Origin of the sequence: Pseudomonas sp. Xaverov 83, from assembly GCF_019352905.1 — a bacterium.
Classification (GTDB): Bacteria; Pseudomonadota; Gammaproteobacteria; order Pseudomonadales; family Pseudomonadaceae; genus Aquipseudomonas; species Aquipseudomonas yamanorum.
This window is the reverse complement of the sequence record NZ_JAAAFU010000006.1, coordinates 51,121-68,821: the sequence shown is the minus strand read 5'-3', so window position 1 is coordinate 68,821 and position 17,701 is coordinate 51,121. Positions and strand designations below refer to the sequence as shown.

Genomic DNA, 17,701 nt, shown 5'->3' with positions numbered 1-17,701 from the left:
GTGGGGCAAGAGCGTTTTGCTTACTTTTGCGCTTTTCAAAAGTGAGCCGCTGTAAGAGCGGAACCCTAAGTGGCCGTTACCTAAATAACGGATATGTACTCAGTTCAAAAAGCCCGATAAGCCCGCATAAACAACCCCACAACCTCCTGCACATGCTCCTCGGCCGCCTCTGCGCTCAGTTGCCCCCCGCATCCATACAGCAAACAAAAATTCGCCGTCCCCTTGAGCAAGCAAAAAAAATGCTCCGCCGCGGTGAACGGCTTGGCAATACGCAATGCGCCACTCTGGTCGATCTTACAGAGCAGCCGCTCCATCCCCTGCAACATACGCATCGGCCCAGCTTCGAAAAAGATCTGCGACAACTTCGGATCCTGACTCCCGGAAGTCATCATCAACCGATGCAGGTTCACCGACTCCTCGCTGTTGATCAGCACATGAAACCCGCGTGCGATGTTAAGCAGCACCTTCTCCACCGGCATACCTTCGGGCAGCTCGAAATACATCACCGGTAACTGCTCTTCGCACTTGGCGACCACCGCCGCCGAGAACAGCGTCTCCTTGTCGGTGAAATGGCTGTACACCGTCAGCTTCGACACCCCGGCCTCCACCGCCACCGCATCCATGCTGGTACTGGCATACCCATTACTCAAAAACAGGATCTTCGCCGCATCGAGGATCGCCTGGCGTTTTGCCATGTCCTTGGGACGCCCGGGGCTATTGGTGTTTACAGGATTGTCGGACATTTTCACTTTATTACTGGACTGGTGAGTTTGGTATTAATAACATACTGGCCAGTATAATTATTCCTAGCACTATTAGCGAAAGGTCCTTCAGCATGCGCAGCTATTTCCTGCCACTCGCGTTGCCTGCCAGCTTGTTATTCCTGTTGGCTGCCTGTGGCCATGAAGAAGCCGCGCAAACCACCGTCCGCCCGGCCATGGTGGTTCAGCCAGAGCCTTCGGCGCAGGCTTCCGACAGCTATCCCGGTGAGGTGCGTGCCCGTTATGAACCCGACCTGGCCTTTCGCATTGGCGGCAAAGTCAGCCGACGACTGGTGGAAGAGGGCGAGCGCGTCAAGGCCAACCAACCTCTGGCAGAACTCGATCCCCAGGACGTACGCCTGCAACTCGAAGCTACCCGCGCCCAGGTCGCCGCCGCTGAGGCGAACCTGAGCCTGGTGCGCGCCGAGCGTGATCGCTACAAGACCCTGATGGACCGTCAGATGGTCAGCCGTTCCCAGTACGACAATTCCGAAAACCTCTACCGTTCCGGTGAAGCTCGCCTCAAGCAGATCAAGGCCGAATTCGACGTGGCCAATAACCAGGCCGGTTACGCCGTGCTGCGGGCCCCGCAAGATGGCGTGGTCGCCAAGCGTGCGGTGGAAGTCGGCCAGGTGGTGTCTGCCGGCCAGACCGTATTCACCCTCGCCACCGACGGCGAGCGGGAAGTGCTGATCAGCCTGCCGGAGCAAAGCTTCGGGCGCTTCAAGATTGGCCAGCCGGTGTCCGTGGAGTTATGGAGCCAGCCCGACCAGCGCTTCAACGGCCGCATCCGCGAACTGTCGCCCGCCGCCGATCCAAAGTCGCGAACCTTCGCTGCCCGTGTCGCGTTTACCGGCGGCAAGGTGCCTGCGGAACTGGGGCAGAGCGCTCGCGTATTCATACAGGCCGACGGCGTGATTCCTTTGGCGGTGCCACTGTCTGCCCTCAGCGCGGAGAACGGGGCGTCCTACGTCTGGGTGGTACAACCCGACAACACCCTCAAGCGCACACCGGTGCGCATCGGTGCCTTTGGCGAGAAGACCGTGCCGGTGCTGGAAGGCCTGAACCCTACCGACTGGGTGATCGCTGCCGGTGTGCATGTACTCCATGAGGGCCAGCAAGTGCGCCCGGTGGATCGCTCCAACCGAGTGGTAAGTCTGGCGGCCAAGGAGTAGTCCCCGATGGGTTTCAATCTTTCCGAATGGGCGTTGCGTAATCGCCAGATCGTACTGTTCCTGATGATCCTGCTGGCAGTGGTCGGCACCTTGTCTTACACCAAACTGGGACAAAGCGAAGACCCGCCGTTTACCTTCAAGGCCATGGTAATCAAGACCAATTGGCCGGGGGCGACCGCCCAGGAAGTGTCACGCCAGGTCACCGAGCGTATTGAAAAGAAACTGATGGAGACCGGCGACTACGAGCGCATCGTTTCCTTCTCGCGCCCCGGCGAATCCCAGGTCACCTTCATGGCCCGGGACTCGATGCATTCCGCGCAGATCCCGGACCTCTGGTACCAGGTGCGCAAGAAGATCAGCGATATTCGCCAGACCTTGCCGCCGGATATCCAGGGCCCGTTTTTCAACGATGAATTCGGCACCACTTTCGGCAATATCTACGCCCTGACCGGCGACGGCTTCGACTATGCCGTGCTCAAGGACTACGCGGACCGTATCCAGATTCAGCTGCAACGGGTGCCGGATGTCGGCAAGGTCGAACTGCTGGGTTTGCAGGACGAGAAGATCTGGATCGAGCTGTCCAACCTCAAGCTCGCCACCCTCGGCTTGCCGCTGGCTGCCGTTCAACAGGCGCTGCAAGAGCAGAACGCAGTGTCGACCGCCGGCTTCTTTGAAACCCCGAGCGAGCGTGTGCAGCTAAGGGTTTCCGGCAACTTCAAGACCGTTAAAGAGATTCGCGACTTCCCGATCCGCGTCGGTGATCGCACGTTCCGCATCGGCGACGTGGCCGAGATTTATCGCGGCTTCAACGATCCACCGGCACCGCGCATGCGTTACATGGGCGCCGATGCCATCGGCCTGGCCGTGGCCATGCGCGACGGTGGCGACATCCTGGTGCTGGGCAAGGCCCTGGAAAACGAATTCGCACGCCTGCAGAAGAACCTTCCTGCCGGCATGGAACTGCGCAAGGTGTCGGACCAGCCGGCAGCGGTAAAAACCAGTGTCGGCGAATTCGTCCAGGTACTGGCGGAGGCCCTGGCGATTGTACTGTTGGTGAGCTTCTTCTCCCTGGGGGTGCGCACCGGCATGGTGGTCGCCCTGGCGATTCCGCTGGTGTTGGCCATGACCTTCGCCACCATGTATTACCTTGGCATCGGCCTGCACAAAATCTCTCTCGGCGCATTGGTGCTAGCACTGGGCTTGCTGGTGGACGACGCGATCATCGCCGTGGAAATGATGGCGATCAAAATGGAACAGGGGTACGACCGGCTCAAGGCTGCGAGTTTCGCCTGGACCAGCACCGCCTTCCCGATGCTGACGGGCACGCTGATTACAGCGGCGGGTTTCCTGCCGATTGCCACGGCGCAATCGAGCACCGGTGAATACACCCGCTCGATCTTCCAGGTGGTGACCATCGCACTGCTGGCCTCGTGGGTCGCCGCGGTGGTGTTCGTGCCGTACCTGGGGGAAAAACTCCTGCCGGACCTGGCGAAGATTCATGCGGCCAAGCATGGCACCGACGGACCGGATCCCTACGGCACGCCGTTCTATCAGCGCGTAAGGCGCCTGGTGGAATGGTGCGTGCGTCGGCGCAAGACGGTGATCGTCCTGACCTTGCTGCTGTTTATCGGCTCGGTGGCGCTGTTCCGCTTCGTGCCCCAGCAGTTCTTTCCGGCGTCCGGGCGACTGGAGCTGATGGTCGACTTGAAACTGGCGGAAGGCGCGTCCTTGAGCAACACGGCGGACCAGGTCAAACGCCTGGAGGCCCTGCTCAAGAAACATGCCGGCATCGAGAACTACGTGGCGTACGTGGGGACGGGCTCGCCACGTTTCTACCTGCCGCTGGACCAGCAACTGCCGGCCGCCAGCTTCGCCCAGTTTGTGGTATTGGCCAAAACCATCGAGGAGCGCGAAAGCCTGCGCACCTGGCTGATCGAGACCCTCAACGAACAATTCCCGGACCTGCGCTCGCGGGTCACGCGCCTTGAAAACGGCCCACCCGTTGGCTACCCCGTGCAGTTCCGGGTAACGGGCGAGCACATCGAAGAAGTCCGGGCCCTGGCGCGGAAAGTGGCGGCCAAGGTTCGCGAAAATACCCACGTGGTCAACGTGCACCTGGACTGGGAAGAACCGAGCAAGATCGTCTACCTCAACGTCGACCAGGACCGCGCCCGCGCACTCGGTGTGAGCACTGCCAACCTGTCGAAATTCCTCCAGAGTTCCCTCACCGGTTCCAGCGTCAGCCAGTACCGCGAGGACAACGAGTTGATCGAAATCCTGCTGCGCGGCACTGTTCATGAACGTACTGAACTGTCGCTGCTGCCAAGCCTGGCGGTGCCGACCGACAACGGCAAGAGCGTTGCGCTGTCGCAGATTGCGACCCTGGAATACGGCTTTGAAGAAGGCATCATCTGGCACCGCAACCGCCTGCCGACGGTGACCATCCGCACGGATATCTACGGCAAGGAACAACCGGCGACCCTGGTCCAGCAGATCCTGCCGACGCTGGAAGGCGTGCGCGCTGAACTGCCGGATGGATACCTGTTGGAAGTCGGCGGCACGGTCGAGGATTCCGCCCGTGGGCAGAACTCGGTCAAGGCCGGTGTGCCGCTGTTTATCGTGGTGGTGTTGACCTTGCTGATGCTGCAACTGCGCAGCTTCTCGCGCACGGCGATGGTGTTTCTCACCGCTCCGTTGGGCTTGATCGGGGTGACACTGTTCCTGCTGGTGTTCCGCCAACCCTTTGGGTTCGTGGCGATGTTGGGGACCATCGCGCTGTCGGGGATGATCATGCGCAACTCGGTGATCCTGGTGGACCAGATCGAACAGGACATCAAGGCGGGCCTGGCACCCTGGCAGGCAATTATCGAGGCGACGGTACGACGCTTCCGGCCGATTGTGCTGACCGCGCTGGCGGCCGTGCTGGCGATGATCCCGCTGTCCCGCAGTGTGTTCTTCGGGCCGATGGCCGTGGCGATCATGGGCGGTTTGATTGTGGCGACGGCGTTGACGCTGTTGTTTCTGCCGGCCTTGTACGCGGCCTGGTTCAGGATCAAGAAGGACGTGGTGTAAGGCGGGCAGCCTCCATATTCCAAGGCAGGGCAGGGAACGTTTTCGGACGTTCCTTCCACTTAGGGACTACCTGATTGCAGGTATTTTGATCTGCCGGTTCTGGCGGTCGCTGGAGCTGGTAAGTGAAGACGTCTAAATGGATTGAAGGATTGCCCTATGTGTATTTGTTCCATCATACGAATGATTGCCCGCCCTCCTAAACCGCCACAGCCCGAGTGCTCGAAGCCAAAGCCGTGCGAGACAAGGCCGCCAGAGCCCGCATGCCCGCCGAAACCCTGTTCAACGAGTTCTGACTACCACACAGGAAAAATCAACTTCGGGCTGGTTGCGATGGGGTCGTTATCCCTCGTTCGCAGCGCATAGCAACAGAGAAAGTGATCGCCCCCCGGGCAGAGGGGCGATTCTGTTGGCTTACAAGCTGCCAAACACCTTCTTTGCCAAGCTGGTAGCCGCGGCTGCCGGGTTCTTGCGAATGGTCTCTTCCTGCTGCGCAATCATCTTGAACAGCCCGTCCAGCGCCTGTTCGGTCACGTAGCTTTCGACGTTGGCACTCTTGGCATCAATCGCGCCAAAGGTCGCCGCCTTGCCCGCGAGGGCGTTGTACTGCTGAGCAACGCCAACCTTGTCGGTGGCCGCCTTGACGATCGGCAGGAACTTGGCCCGAATCTCGTCACGGCTGCTTTTGTTCAGGTACTGGGTGGCCGAGTCCTGGCCGCCGGTGAGGATGCCCTTGGCGTCGGTCACACTCATGTTTTTCACCGCATTTACCAGGATCGGCTGAGCCTGGGTCACGGCAGACTCAGCCGCCTTGTTCATGCTGGCTTCCAGTTGGTTGACCTGGTCACCCATGCCGAACATTTTCAGTTTGTCGGCGACTTTGCCCAACTTGCCCGGCAGGCCGATCTTCACTTCGGGGTTGTTGCTGAAACCGCCGGGCACGCCCAGTTGTTTCACGGCAATCTGCGCGCCTTGGGTCAGTGCATCCTTGAGGCCGCCGGTGGCGTCGCCCTGGGACAGGCTACCGAGGGACAAGGCCATGGCGTTGGCACCGAGCAGCAGGCCGGCGCACAGGGCCGTTAGGCGAAGGGAGTTACGGAGCATGGACGCTTCCTTATGTTCGAATTTTTAATCAGTGTGCAACCGCATCCACGCGTACGCGCAGCGGTTGTGGATCCTGGCCGTTCAACTGCACAGAGTGCCGTTCGGTGGTGATAAACAGTAGCTTGCCATCCAGTTCGATGCGAGCGCTGACCGAGTAACTGTGGCCGGGCTTGACCTGAGCCGGGTCATAGCTCAGGTGGAAGGGCAGCGGCACCTGGCCTTTCACCGGGCCTTTCTGCTCGGCCAGGGTCACGGCCGGGGCGTCCATCAAGGACACGTCTTGCAGGGTCACACTCAAGGTGGCGGCGGGCGGCAGGGCGATGCGTTGCAGGTAGAACACTTCGCCGTCGAGGCTGGCTTTGGGGGCGGGGCTCATGGTCTGGCAGGCTCCCAGCAGGGCGGTGAGGCCCAGGAGGATGATTTTTTTCATGGTACAGCTCCTTGTCAGCGGCGCCAGAAACACCCTGGCGCCTCGGTCACTCTAGTGTGTTTCTTCGGGGACGACGGGCTTGTCTGCCGCGTCTTCGCTGCGATGCAGGGCCACCTGGCGAATTGACAGGCGAATATCCGCCGGCAACACACGCTTGGCCGCGCCTTCGGCCAGCTCACCCAGCAGCGGGTGATAGCTCAGCTTGCCGGCCTCGTCGCGGCGCAGTACATCTTGCTCCAGCAATGTCTGGATGAAATGTCGGAAAAGGCTCTTGTCGAAGAACTCCGGGGCATTCAGGCCATGGAGGATCGACAGGCGCTGGGCCATGACGGTGCACAGGTCTTCCAGCTCTTCGGCGCTGATGCTGTTCTGGCCGCTGTTGAGCAGCAGCGAGATGGCCATGTAGAAGCGTTGCAGGGTCTGAGCGATGCTCTTGGACAGCAGCGTCAGCAGTACAAAATGCCGCGAACTCGGGGCCGGGCGCAGGTACACCTCATTCTCGAAGCGCAGCAGGCCTTGTTCGACGAAGGCCTCCAGCCACTGGTCGACCACCGCGTCCAGCTCGTCCAGGGTCCAGCGGATAAACAACTCCGATTGCAGGTACGGGTAGAGCGCGCGGGTGTAGCGCAGGATCTGTTCGCGGCTCATGCGCGAGCTGCTCTGGAAGAAACTCGCCAGCAGCGCCGGCAGGGCGAAGATGTGCAGCACGTTGTTGCGGTAGTAGGTCATCAGGACGGCATTTTGCTCGTCCAGATAAAGGATTTTGCCCAGGGCATCGCTCTGCTCCGACAGCAGTTTCATGTCCTTTACATGTTTGATCAGCGCCAGGCCGTCCCCTTCGGGCAAGGTGGTGTGGGGCGAGTAGGGCACCTTGCGCAGCAGCGCCAGGTACAGATCCAGCTGGCGTGCCATGGCCTGTTCGTCCAGGGCCAGGCGGGTGGTGGACAGCAGCGCCAATGCCACCAGGTTCACCGGGTTGATCGCCGCTGCTTCGTTCAGGTGTTGCGCCACCCGCTCGCCGAGGCGGTTGGTGGTTTCGTTGAGCCACGCCGGCTTGTAGTTCGGGCCCAGCTCCTGGGCGCGCCAGTCGGGCTGCTCGCTGTCGAGGAATTCCGCCAGCTTGATCGGTTCGCCGAAGTTCACCGCGACCTGGCCAAAGCGCTGCTTGAGGGCGCCGACCACTTTGAAAATATCGAAAATCGACTCTTTCTTCTTGCTGGCGCCGCGCAGTTCGCCGAGGTAAGTCCGGCCTTCCAGCACTCGCTCATAGCCGATGTACACCGGCACAAACACGATGGGCATGCGCGAGGAGCGCAGGAAGCTGCGCAGGGTGATCGCCAGCATCCCGGTCTTCGGTTGCAGCATGCGCCCGGTGCGCGAGCGTCCGCCTTCGACGAAGTACTCCACCGGGAAACCCTTGGTGAACAGGGTGTGCAGGTATTCGTTGAACACCGAGGTGTACAGCGGGTTGCCCTTGAAAGTACGGCGCATGAAAAACGCCCCGCCACGGCGCAACAGGCTGCCGATCACCGGCATGTTCAGGTTGATCCCGGCGGCGATGTGCGGCGGGGTCAAGCCATTCTTGAACAGGAGGTAGGAGAGCAGCAGGTAGTCGATATGGCTGCGATGGCACGGTACATAGATCACCTCGTAACCCTGTGCGACCTTTTGCACGCCCTCGATGTTGTTGACTTTGATGCCGTCGTAGATCTTGTTCCAGAACCAGCTCAGCACCACTTCCAGGAAGCGGATGGCGGTGTAGGTGTAGTCCGAGGCGATCTCGTTGCCGTAACGCAGGGCCTGGGCCTTGGCTTTTTCGGGGGTGATTTTCTCGCGTTCGGCCTCGTCGAGGATCGCTTGGCGCACCAGTGGCATGTTGACCAGGCCTTTCACCAGGTTGCGCCGGTGGGACAGGTCGGGACCGATCACCGCGGTTTTCAGGTTGCGAAAGTGCACCCGCAGGATGCGTTGGGCCATGCGCACGGTGCGTTCGTGGCCTTTATTGTGCTCGATCAATTCACGCAGGTTGATGGGCGCGGAGAATTGCACCCGGGTCTTGCGGCCCAGGATCAGGATGCTCAGCAGCCGGCGAAGGCGGCCGGTCACGGCCCAACTGTCGGCGAACAGCAGTTTCCACGGGCTGGACTCGCTGTCGGGCGACTGGCCCCAGAACACGCTGACTGGAATGATCTGTGCATTCTCTTCGGCGTGTTCGGTGAGTACGTCCACCAGGCGGGTCAGGGTGGGCGGTGCGCCACGCTTGTCTTGGCGGCCGAGCCAGTCGGGGTCGGGCGTCAGGTAGAAGAAGGCCGCCGGTTCCATCAACGGGCCGACCGATACCGGCAGCACCGGGCGCGGCAGGCCGGCCTTGGTACATTCGGTATCAACCACCGCCAATTCGGTGAGGGACGGGGATTGCAGGACGTAAAACACCGGACGACTGCGGTCGAGGTTGAGGGTAAGGGACGACTGGTTGATCGTCTCTGAGCGAACCCAGAGGTACAACAGCCGACGCAAGGTGCCAAATACCAGACGGCGAAAGGGAGAGCGGGTCATACGGCTTCTGCTTTGAGTGGGAAAAACCGAGCAGATGCTCGGGCCGCTAGTGTGCCGTATTCACCGAAAATCGGCAAAAAAGCGGCGAAGTAATCTTGAGTTGAAGCTTTTTGAGCCTGTCTTATACTCGGCAGTTCAACTGCGACGACTCAACAATAAACGTACTTATAAAAAGCATGTGGGAGCAAAACAGATGGCAACGCGCGAAACCGGCAATGTGAAGTGGTTCAATGACGCCAAGGGTTACGGCTTTATACAGCGGGAAGATGGCAAGGATGTGTTTGTGCACTACCGCGCCATTCGCGGTGAAGGGCATCGCTCATTGTCTGAAGGCCAGCAGGTGGAGTACGCCGTGGTGACAGGCGAGAAGGGCTTGCAGGCTGAGGATGTGGTGGGCCTGTAAGCCGATAAGCACGACGCACCTTTAAATGTGGGAACCCGGTCAAATGTGGGAGCCGGGCTTGCCCGCGATGGCATCGCCGCGGTTTGGCTGAATGACCGAGGTGGGCCCATCGCAGGCAAGCCAGCTCCCACATTTGATTGGGTTTGCACATTGAGGCCTTGTTAGCCTGACCTTATGCCGTTTTCCAGGTGATCTGCTCTTCACCGTCTTCGCTGATACGAATCCAGGTATCTGCGCTTTCTTCACCTTCTTCCTCAACCCAGCTGCCCGGTGCGCAACGCACTTCGACGTTCAGCGCGGCAAAGGCCGCACGAGCGCAGGCGATGTCGTCTTCCCACGGGGTCTGGTCGCTTTCCAGGTACAGGCTGTTCCATTTGCCTACGGCTTTCGGCAGCCAGGTGACCGGCACGCTGCCGGCTGTGCACTTGTAGGTCTGGCCACGCTGGACCCAATCGGTGCACGGGCCCAGGGCGGCGCCCAGCCAGGCGGCGATGGCCTTGTGGTCGACGTCGGCGTCCTTGAGGTAAATCTCGATATCAGGTTGGCGCATGGATGTTCCTCATTGCGGGATTTTGAAAATCCATTCGCGGATTCAGCGCAGGCCCCGAGAGGCCCGCAAATAATGGGTTATTGAAGCACGAAATAGTCGTAGCGCATCGACACAGTGACCAGCAGCGGTTCGGCCGCCTCGATCACTTGGGCGCGGCGCTCGGCACTGGCGCGCCAGCCGTGGGGGGTCATCGCCAGCAGATTGGCGCGGTCCTTGGGATCGGCCAGGCTGAGCTTGAACTCCAGGGTTTCACTGTGTTGCAGGCTCATGCCGTCCGGTACCAGCGCCAGGTGCTTATCGTCGGTGTACTCGCGCACTTCGTCGTACAAACGCTCACGCAGTTCCATCAGGTGGCCGCTGGTGGGGCCGACTTTCATCAAACCACCGCCCGGGCTGAGCAGGCGCTTGGCCTCCAGCCAGTCCAGCGGGCTGAAGACACTGGCAAGGAACTGGCAACTGGCATCGGCCAACGGCACTCGGGCCATGCTGGCGATCAACCAGGTCACCGTGGGGTTGCGCTTACAGGCACGCTTGACCGCTTCCTTGGAAATATCCAGGGCGTAGCCGTCGGCGCGCAGCAGGGTGTCGGCGATTTGCGCGGTGTAGTAACCCTCGCCACAGCCGATATCCAGCCAGCGCTGGGGTTTGCGTTCTGCGGCCAGTTCGGCCAGGCGCCTGGCCACCGGGGCGTAGTGCCCGGCGTTGAGGAAGTCGCGGCGCGCTTCCACCATTGCCAGGTTGTCGCCCGGGTCCCGACTGTTCTTGTGCTGCACCGGCAACAGGTTCAGGTAGCCCTGGCGCGCGCGGTCGAAACGGTGCCCGACCGGGCAAGCCACGCCATTGTCCACTTCATGGAGCGGTGCGCTGCAAATAGGGCAAGCGAGCATCAGGCGAGCAACTTGATCAGGGTCTGGTAGTAGATTTCGGTCAGTACATCTAGATCGCTGGCGAGAATGCGCTCGTTGACCTGATGGATGGTCGCGTTGACCGGGCCCAGCTCTACAACCTGAGTGCCGAGGGTCGCAATGAAGCGCCCGTCGGAAGTGCCGCCGCTGGTGGACGCCTTGGTCTCGCGGCCGGTGACGGCCTTGATGCTGGCGGAGACGGCATCGAGCAACGCGCCCGGTTCGGTGAGGAACGGCAGGCCCGACAGCGCCCACTCCACATGCCAGTCCAGGCCATGCTTGTCGAGAATCGCCGCGACCCGCTGCTGCAGGCCTTCGACGGTGGACTCGGTGGAGAAGCGGAAGTTGAACACCGCCGTCAGGTCACCCGGGATCACGTTGGTGGCGCCGGTGCCGGAATTGAGGTTGGAAATCTGGAAGCTGGTGGGCGGGAAGAAGGTGTTGCCGTCGTCCCAATGCTCGGCGGCCAGTTCGGCCAGGGCCGGAGCGGCCAGGTGGATCGGGTTCTTCGCCAGGTGCGGGTAGGCCACATGGCCTTGCACGCCGCGCACGGTCAGGGTGGCGCCGAGGGAGCCGCGACGGCCGTTCTTGACCACGTCGCCCACCAGGGTGGTGCTCGACGGTTCGCCGACGATGCACCAGTCCAGGCGTTCCTTGCGGGCTGCCAGGCGTTCGATCACAGCCTTGGTGCCGTGGTGTGCCGGGCCTTCTTCGTCACTGGTGATCAGGAAAGCCACCGAACCCTTGTGGTCCGGGTAGTCAGTGACGAAACGCTCGGAGGCGACCAGCATCGCGGCCAGGCTGCCTTTCATGTCGGCCGCGCCACGGCCGCAGAGCATGCCGTTTTCGTCGATCAGCGCGTCGAACGGGTCGTTCTGCCAGGCCTTGACCGGACCGGTCGGCACCACGTCGGTGTGGCCGGCGAAGCACAATACCGGGCCTTCGTGTTTGCCGTGGGTGGCCCAGAAGTTATCCACATCCTCGATGCGCATCGGCTCAAGCGCAAAACCGGCGTCGCCCAGGCGCTGCATCATCAGCTTCTGGCAATCGGCGTCGATCGGCGTCACCGACGGGCGACGGATCAGGTCGATAGCGAGTTGGAGGGTCGGCGAAAGGTCGGCGTGGGCCGTCATGTAAAAACTCCAGAAGCATGTCAGGGCGCAAGGCTTATGTGGGAGGAGGCTTGTGTGGGAGCGGGCTTGCTCGCGAATACGGAGTGTCAGTCAACAACGTATGAACTGACCCGGCGCATTCGCGAGCAAGCCCGCTCCCACACAAAGCAATGGCCTGGGCCAAGTCTCACAAAATGGCCGTTATCTTATAGCAAAACGGCGGCCAGAGGCCGCCGTTTAGTGCATTGCGCAGGATTTTAAGCAGCGGCCACAGGCTCTTGCTTCGGTGCCGGTTTCGGCAGCGACGACAGGAACGCCATGATCAGCGCCGCCACATACGGCAGCGACTGCACCAGCAACATCACCACCCAGAAGCGCATGTCATTGCTCGGCAGGCCCTGCACCAGGTAAATCCCCAGTGCCGCGCCCCACAACAGCAGCATGATGAACATCTCTTCCCGGGCTTCGGAAATCGCCACCCAGAAACCGTGGTTATCGGCGTTCTTCGGTGTACGAAAGAACGGAATGCTGGTGGTGAAGAAGCCGTACAGCACTGCCTTGGCAATGGTGTGGGACAACGCCAACCCGGCCAACGCCGCGCAGAATGCATCTTTCAGGTTCACACCCACCGCACGGCGGTAGAGGAAGATGATCTTGCCGACCTTGAACACGAACAGCGCCAATGGCGGAATTGCGAAAATCAGCAGCGGCGGGTCAACCCGCGTCGGCACGATAATCATCGCCGCCGACCACAACAGGGCGCCCACGGTGAAGAAGATGTTCATGCCGTCGGCCACCCACGGCAACCAGCCCGCGAGGAAGTGGTAGCGCTGGCCGCGGGTCAGCTCGGTGTCCTTGCCGCGCAACAGGCTCGCGGTGTGACGCTTGATGATCTGGATCGCCCCGTAGGCCCAGCGGAAACGCTGTTTCTTGAAGTCGATAAAGGTATCGGGCATCAGGCCCTTGCCGTAGCTGTCGTGGTAGTAGGCCGCCGACAAGCCTTTCTCGAATACCCGCAGGCCCAACTCGGCATCTTCACAGATGCACCAGTCGGCCCAGCCCAGCTCTTCAAGCACCGAGCGACGGGTCATGGTCATGGTGCCGTGCTGGATGATCGCGTCGCGGTCGTTGCGGGTGACCATGCCGATGTGGAAGAAGCCTTTGTATTCCGCGTAGCAGAGCTTCTTGAAGGTGCTTTCGTTTTGGTCGCGATAGTCCTGTGGCGACTGCACCACAGCGATTTTCGGGTCGGCGAAGTGCGGCACCATGTGCTTGAGCCAGTTCGGCGACACGCAGTAATCGGAGTCGATCACCGCGATCACTTCGGCATCCTTGGCGGTATGCGGGATCAGGTAGTTCAGCGCGCCGCCCTTGAAACCGGCCAGGGGCGAGACGTGGAAGAACTTGAAGCGCGGGCCCAGGGTTTCGCAATAGTCGCGCACCGGCTCCCATACGGCCGGGTCTTTGGTGTTGTTATCGATGATCAGGACTTCGTAGTCCGGATAGTCGAGGGCGGCCAGGGCGTCGAGGGTCTGTTTGACCATCTCCGGCGGCTCGTTGTAGCACGGCACGTGGATCGAGACTTTCGGGCGGTAGTCCGAATCTCCTACAACCGGCAGGAATTCACGCCGGCGTTTGTGAGTCCAGACCGCCTCTGCCAGTTCGTGGGCTTCGGTAAGCAACACGATAAACACGCCCAGGGCGCCGAGTGCCAGCAGGAAGCCTACCGTCAAACTGAACCAGGTGCTGTATTGCTGGCTGTAGTCGTAGCCGATCCACACCAATACTGAACCGCACAGGAAGGCGATAAAGGTCAGGAACGTACGACCACGCTGGCGCAGGGCCGAGCCGTCGATCATCAGCAGGGTCAGCGACAGCAGCGCAAGCACCACCGAGCCGATCGCCAGCACTCGCCATTGCGGAATCGCGACCACCGGGCCATCAAAATTGAATTTCTGCTGGCGTGCGGCGTTGAACACGCCCCAATAAGCGCCCACCGAACCTTCGTCGCTGGCTTTCCACGGCTGGTCAAACGCTTCGATCACGAAGTAGTTGTAGCCCTGGCGGTTCAGCGTGTTAACCAGCGTGCGCAGGTAAATCGCCTGGTCGGCCGGAGAGGCGTCAGCACCGCCACGCATCCGTCCGTTGCTTGGCCAGCCAACCTCCGACAGTAACAGCGGCTTTTTCGGGAAGGTCTTCTTCAGGTCCCGTGCGCGATCGAGGACGAACTGGCCGGCCTTGTCCACCGGGATATGTTCCCAGTACGGCAGGATGTGCGCGGCGATCAGGTCGACGTGCTTGGCCAGTTGCGGGTTGTGTTCCCAGATGTGCCATTGCTCGGAGGTGGTCACGGGCACCTTGACGGCGGCCCGTACCCGATCCAGCAGCACGATCAGCGCTTCCGGAGTGATTTCTTCGCGGAACAGCGCTTCGTTACCCACCACTACCCGCACTACGCTGCGGGAGTTGTTGGCGATTTCGATGGCACGCTGGATCTCGCGCTCGTTGCGCTCGAGGTCCGGGCTGATCCAGATCCCCAGGGTCACCCGCAGGCCGAACTCTTCCGCCAGCTTGGGGATATCCCCCAGGGTGCCGTCGACCGAGTAGGTACGGATGTTATCCGTCAGCTTGCTCATGATCGCAAGGTCCTGACGCATTTGATCGTCGGTCGGATACTGGTCTTTCTGTGGGTACTGGCCTTGCTGGAACGGCGAGTACGAAAAACCGGAGATCTGCTCGGGCCAGTTAGGGGCATTGACCGGGCGGTTGATCAGCGCCCAGAAGCCAGTGAACAGCGCGGCAATTGCCAGCACCACCACCAGGTTGAGTCCAAATTTACGCGATGACATGGCTATTTCGGGTTCCAAAGGGTGTGGAACGAAAAGAGGTGTCGGCCTACGCCGAACGGCGCGCATCCTACACTGGCCTTTCACCGACCGTACAGCAAGCCGAGAAAAACCGGACATTGGGCAGTGCAACTCGTCGTAAGTTCTCTTACTTGTAGCTTGTAGCTTAAAACTTGTCGCTGCGTAGCCCTATAATGCGCGCCGGTTTTTGGGGTAATGGTCATGAGTACAGAAGATCCACGGTTTGCCGGCGTCGCCCGCTTGTATGGCATTGAAGGCCTGGAACGCTTGAAGGCGGCCCATGTGGCCATCGTCGGCGTGGGCGGGGTGGGCTCGTGGGCGGCGGAAGCCATCGCCCGTTGTGGGGTGGGCGAGATTTCGCTGTTTGACCTGGATGATGTGTGCGTCAGCAACAGCAACCGCCAGTTGCATGCGCTGGACAGCACGGTGGGCAAGGCCAAGGTCGAGGTCATGGCCGAGCGCCTGAAGGGCATCAACCCGGACTGCACCGTGCATGCGGTGGCGGATTTCGTCACTCGCGAGACGATGGCCGAGTACATCACGCCCAATATCGATTGCGTGATCGACTGCATCGACAGTGTGAACGCCAAGGCCGCGCTGATCGCCTGGTGCAAGCGGCGCAAGATCCAGATCATCACCACTGGCGGCGCGGGCGGGCAGATTGATCCGACGCTGATTCAGGTGTGTGATTTGAACCGCACGTTCAATGACCCACTGGCGTCGAAAGTGCGCTCCACCCTGCGCCGCGACTACGGCTTCTCGCGCACCGTGACCCGCCATTACAGCGTGCCCTGCGTATTTTCCACCGAACAGCTGCGTTATCCAAAGCCGGACGGCAGCATCTGTTTGCAGAAGAGTTTTGTCGGGGATGGCGTGAAACTGGACTGCGCCGGTGGGTTTGGCGCGGTGATGATGGTCACCGCGACCTTCGGCATGGTGGCGGCGACCAAGGCGGTGGACAAGATTGTGGCCGGGGTGCGCCGGCCTGCTGACAGAGTTCAGGCAGCACCGATCTCTGCACCCTGAAAAGATCAAAATGTGGGAGCGGGCTTGCTCGCGAAAGCGGAGTGTCAGTCACCAGACAGGTCGACTGATACACCGCTTTCGCGAGCAAGCCCGCTCCCACATTCAGTTTTGTGTGAGGCTCAGCTGCCGCATGCGCTGCAGCACTGCATTCAACCCATTGCTGCGCGACGGCGATAACTGCCGCGACAGGCCCAGTTGTTCAAACCAGCCGGGCAAGTCGACCGCCTGCAACTCAGCGGCAGACAAACCGTTAACCCGTGCCAGCAACAGCGCCACCAGCCCGCGTATCAGTCGTGCATCGCTGCTGGCGGCAAACTGCCAGTGGCCATCCTGCAAACGCCCCACCAGCCACACCAGGCTTTCACAGCCCTGCACCAGGTTGACGTCGACCTTGTCTTCATCCGGCAAGGCGGGAAGACGCTCGCCCCATTGCATCAGCAGGCGGGCCCGTTGTTCCCAACTGCCGACGGCCTGAAACGTCTCCAGCGCGAAAACAGCCTCCGGCGGCAAATTCATCGCAACATATCCAGGGCTTGATCCAGCGCTTCAAAAAAGCGCTCCAGGTCATCGGAGTCGTTGTACAGCGCCAGCGACACCCGAATCGCCCCCGGCAACCCCATCTGCTTGAGCAATGGCATCGCACAATGATGACCGGCGCGTACGGCAATCCCTTGTTCGGTCAGCAAGTGGGCAAGGTCCGCGTTGTGCACGCCGTCCACCACAAAGCTGGCCAGGGCCACGTGCGGCGAACCCAGCAGGCGCACGCCGTTGCGGGCCTGCAGGCCACGCAGCAGGTAGTCGTGCAGGGCGGCTTCGTGGGCCGTCACCGCCTGCTGGTCCAGGGAACTCAGGTAATCCAGGGTTGCGCCCAGGCCGATCACGCTGGCGATCGGTGGGGTACCGGCTTCGAACCCGAGGGGCGCCGGGCGGAAGCTGGCGCTTTGGTAGTCAGCCTGCTGCACCATCTCGCCGCCAAACTGCCAATGGCGCAGGTGATGCACGGCTTCGGTGCGACCGTAAAGCACGCCAACACCATCCGGCCCGTAGAGCTTGTGGCTTGAAAACACGTAGAAGTCGCAGCCCAGGGCCTGCATGTCGTGGCGACCATGGACGATGCCCTGGGCGCCATCGACCACCGTCAGTGCGTCGTGGGCCTTGGCCAGCGCCAGCAATTGCGGCAACGGCTGCCAGGCACCGAGCACGTTGGACAGTTGGCTCACCGCCAGCAGGCGGGTGCGCGGGCCGATCAGTTGGGCGGCGGCTTGCAGGTCGATCAAGCCGTCATCGTTAAGCGGCAGTACCACCAACGCCAGCTCGCGACGTTTGGCCAGTTGCTGCCACGGCAGCAGGTTGGCGTGGTGTTCCAGGGCGCTGATGACAATCTCGTCGCCCGGGTTGAATAGGTGCTCAAGGCCATAAGCCAGGAGGTTAAGCGCTGACGTCGCGCCGTGGGTGAAGATGATTTGCCCGTTGTCACCGACGTTCAGCCACTGCGCCACCTTGTTGCGACTGTCCTCGAACGCCTGGGTCGCATGGGCGCCCGGCAAATGCTGGGCACGGTGCACATTGGCTGCGCCATTGGCGTAGTAATGGCTGATGGCGTCCAACAAGGCTTGAGGTTTTTGCGTGGTGGCGGCGTTGTCCAGATAGGTCTGGTCTTGCCGTTGCAGGGTGGCGATGGCCGGAAAATCGGCGCGCCAGGGAGAGGGCACAAGCATGGTGATCAAGACTCGTATAAACGGC

At 61.2% G+C, this 17,701-nt stretch carries 14 protein-coding genes; 4 read left to right on the top strand and 10 right to left on the bottom strand.

What is annotated here, in order from left to right; all coding sequences use genetic code 11:
* Window positions 1-104: 104 nt before the first annotated feature.
* The gene (locus tag K0H47_RS02720) at window positions 105-743 is read right to left on the bottom strand and encodes a TetR/AcrR family transcriptional regulator (RefSeq protein ID WP_093201173.1); all 639 of its coding nucleotides are present in this window, start codon (window positions 741-743) and stop codon (window positions 105-107) included.
* Window positions 744-835: 92 nt separating this feature from the next.
* Here K0H47_RS02720 and K0H47_RS02715 point away from each other — a divergent pair, with 92 nt between their 5' ends.
* Both K0H47_RS02715 and K0H47_RS02710 read left to right on the top strand, forming a co-directional pair.
* A complete protein-coding gene (locus tag K0H47_RS02715) occupies window positions 836-1,936 on the top strand; it encodes an efflux RND transporter periplasmic adaptor subunit (RefSeq protein WP_063032931.1) in 1,101 nt (366 codons plus the stop codon).
* Between the two features lie 6 nt (window positions 1,937-1,942).
* Window positions 1,943-5,008 carry an efflux RND transporter permease subunit gene (locus K0H47_RS02710; RefSeq protein WP_219271880.1) on the top strand — a complete coding sequence of 1,022 codons (3,066 nt, stop codon included), beginning with the start codon at window positions 1,943-1,945 and terminating at the stop codon, window positions 5,006-5,008.
* Between the two features lie 411 nt (window positions 5,009-5,419).
* On the opposite strand, the gene K0H47_RS02705 is transcribed toward K0H47_RS02710, so the two are convergent.
* The 3 genes from K0H47_RS02705 to plsB are packed head-to-tail and all read right to left on the bottom strand — an operon-like array spanning window position 5,420 to window position 9,095.
* Window positions 5,420-6,109 carry a DUF4197 domain-containing protein gene (locus tag K0H47_RS02705; RefSeq protein WP_017479433.1) on the bottom strand — a complete coding sequence of 230 codons (690 nt, stop codon included), beginning with the start codon at window positions 6,107-6,109 and terminating at the stop codon, window positions 5,420-5,422.
* A gap of 28 nt (window positions 6,110-6,137) precedes the next feature.
* Complete coding sequence (locus tag K0H47_RS02700; protein WP_017479432.1) at window positions 6,138-6,539, bottom strand: YbaY family lipoprotein; 402 nt, start codon at window positions 6,537-6,539, stop codon at window positions 6,138-6,140.
* A gap of 51 nt (window positions 6,540-6,590) precedes the next feature.
* Complete coding sequence (gene plsB, locus K0H47_RS02695; RefSeq protein WP_201141117.1) at window positions 6,591-9,095, bottom strand: glycerol-3-phosphate 1-O-acyltransferase PlsB; 2,505 nt, start codon at window positions 9,093-9,095, stop codon at window positions 6,591-6,593.
* Window positions 9,096-9,288: 193 nt separating this feature from the next.
* Here plsB and K0H47_RS02690 point away from each other — a divergent pair, with 193 nt between their 5' ends.
* The gene (locus K0H47_RS02690) at window positions 9,289-9,498 is read left to right on the top strand and encodes a cold-shock protein (protein ID WP_017479430.1); all 210 of its coding nucleotides are present in this window, start codon (window positions 9,289-9,291) and stop codon (window positions 9,496-9,498) included.
* Window positions 9,499-9,670: 172 nt separating this feature from the next.
* Here K0H47_RS02690 and K0H47_RS02685 read toward each other — a convergent pair whose 3' ends face one another.
* The 4 genes from K0H47_RS02685 to K0H47_RS02670 form a co-directional block, all read right to left on the bottom strand.
* Window positions 9,671-10,048, bottom strand: a complete 378-nt coding sequence (locus tag K0H47_RS02685; RefSeq protein ID WP_010176770.1) for a hypothetical protein — start codon at window positions 10,046-10,048, stop codon at window positions 9,671-9,673.
* Window positions 10,049-10,125: 77 nt separating this feature from the next.
* The gene (locus K0H47_RS02680; RefSeq protein ID WP_063032925.1) at window positions 10,126-10,935 is read right to left on the bottom strand and encodes a putative RNA methyltransferase; all 810 of its coding nucleotides are present in this window, start codon (window positions 10,933-10,935) and stop codon (window positions 10,126-10,128) included.
* Window positions 10,935-12,086 carry a succinyl-diaminopimelate desuccinylase gene (gene dapE, locus K0H47_RS02675; RefSeq protein ID WP_063032923.1) on the bottom strand — a complete coding sequence of 384 codons (1,152 nt, stop codon included), beginning with the start codon at window positions 12,084-12,086 and terminating at the stop codon, window positions 10,935-10,937. The genes K0H47_RS02680 and dapE overlap by 1 nt, the downstream gene beginning before the upstream one ends.
* A 236-nt stretch (window positions 12,087-12,322) precedes the next feature.
* Window positions 12,323-14,914 carry a glycosyltransferase gene (locus tag K0H47_RS02670; protein ID WP_093201156.1) on the bottom strand — a complete coding sequence of 864 codons (2,592 nt, stop codon included), beginning with the start codon at window positions 14,912-14,914 and terminating at the stop codon, window positions 12,323-12,325.
* Window positions 14,915-15,133: 219 nt separating this feature from the next.
* Here K0H47_RS02670 and tcdA point away from each other — a divergent pair, with 219 nt between their 5' ends.
* Window positions 15,134-15,958, top strand: coding sequence for a tRNA cyclic N6-threonylcarbamoyladenosine(37) synthase TcdA (tcdA, locus tag K0H47_RS02665; RefSeq protein ID WP_167410168.1), 825 nt, complete (start codon window positions 15,134-15,136; stop codon window positions 15,956-15,958).
* 102 nt (window positions 15,959-16,060) lie between these two features.
* Here the strand turns inward: tcdA and K0H47_RS02660 are convergent, their stop codons facing one another.
* Both K0H47_RS02660 and K0H47_RS02655 read right to left on the bottom strand, forming a co-directional pair.
* Window positions 16,061-16,474, bottom strand: a complete 414-nt coding sequence (locus K0H47_RS02660; RefSeq protein WP_219271878.1) for a SufE family protein — start codon at window positions 16,472-16,474, stop codon at window positions 16,061-16,063.
* Window positions 16,471-17,676: an aminotransferase class V-fold PLP-dependent enzyme gene (locus tag K0H47_RS02655; RefSeq protein WP_219271876.1), complete on the bottom strand. Its 1,206-nt coding sequence runs from the start codon at window positions 17,674-17,676 to the stop codon at window positions 16,471-16,473. Before K0H47_RS02655 ends, K0H47_RS02660 begins: the two co-directional genes overlap by 4 nt.
* Between the last annotated feature and the right edge of the window lie 25 nt (window positions 17,677-17,701).

Coding starts and splice junctions, on each gene's coding strand:
- K0H47_RS02720 (WP_093201173.1), bottom strand. CDS start 743: ATGTCCGACAATCCTGTAAACACCAATAGCCCCGGGCGTCCCAAGGAC.
- K0H47_RS02655 (WP_219271876.1), bottom strand. CDS start 17,676: ATGCTTGTGCCCTCTCCCTGGCGCGCCGATTTTCCGGCCATCGCCACC.
- tcdA (WP_167410168.1), top strand. CDS start 15,134: ATGAGTACAGAAGATCCACGGTTTGCCGGCGTCGCCCGCTTGTATGGC.
- plsB (WP_201141117.1), bottom strand. CDS start 9,095: ATGACCCGCTCTCCCTTTCGCCGTCTGGTATTTGGCACCTTGCGTCGG.
- K0H47_RS02690 (WP_017479430.1), top strand. CDS start 9,289: ATGGCAACGCGCGAAACCGGCAATGTGAAGTGGTTCAATGACGCCAAG.
- K0H47_RS02700 (WP_017479432.1), bottom strand. CDS start 6,539: ATGAAAAAAATCATCCTCCTGGGCCTCACCGCCCTGCTGGGAGCCTGC.
- K0H47_RS02715 (WP_063032931.1), top strand. CDS start 836: ATGCGCAGCTATTTCCTGCCACTCGCGTTGCCTGCCAGCTTGTTATTC.
- K0H47_RS02705 (WP_017479433.1), bottom strand. CDS start 6,109: ATGCTCCGTAACTCCCTTCGCCTAACGGCCCTGTGCGCCGGCCTGCTG.
- dapE (WP_063032923.1), bottom strand. CDS start 12,086: ATGACGGCCCACGCCGACCTTTCGCCGACCCTCCAACTCGCTATCGAC.
- K0H47_RS02680 (WP_063032925.1), bottom strand. CDS start 10,935: ATGCTCGCTTGCCCTATTTGCAGCGCACCGCTCCATGAAGTGGACAAT.
- K0H47_RS02710 (WP_219271880.1), top strand. CDS start 1,943: ATGGGTTTCAATCTTTCCGAATGGGCGTTGCGTAATCGCCAGATCGTA.
- K0H47_RS02660 (WP_219271878.1), bottom strand. CDS start 16,474: ATGAATTTGCCGCCGGAGGCTGTTTTCGCGCTGGAGACGTTTCAGGCC.
- K0H47_RS02670 (WP_093201156.1), bottom strand. CDS start 14,914: ATGTCATCGCGTAAATTTGGACTCAACCTGGTGGTGGTGCTGGCAATT.
- K0H47_RS02685 (WP_010176770.1), bottom strand. CDS start 10,048: ATGCGCCAACCTGATATCGAGATTTACCTCAAGGACGCCGACGTCGAC.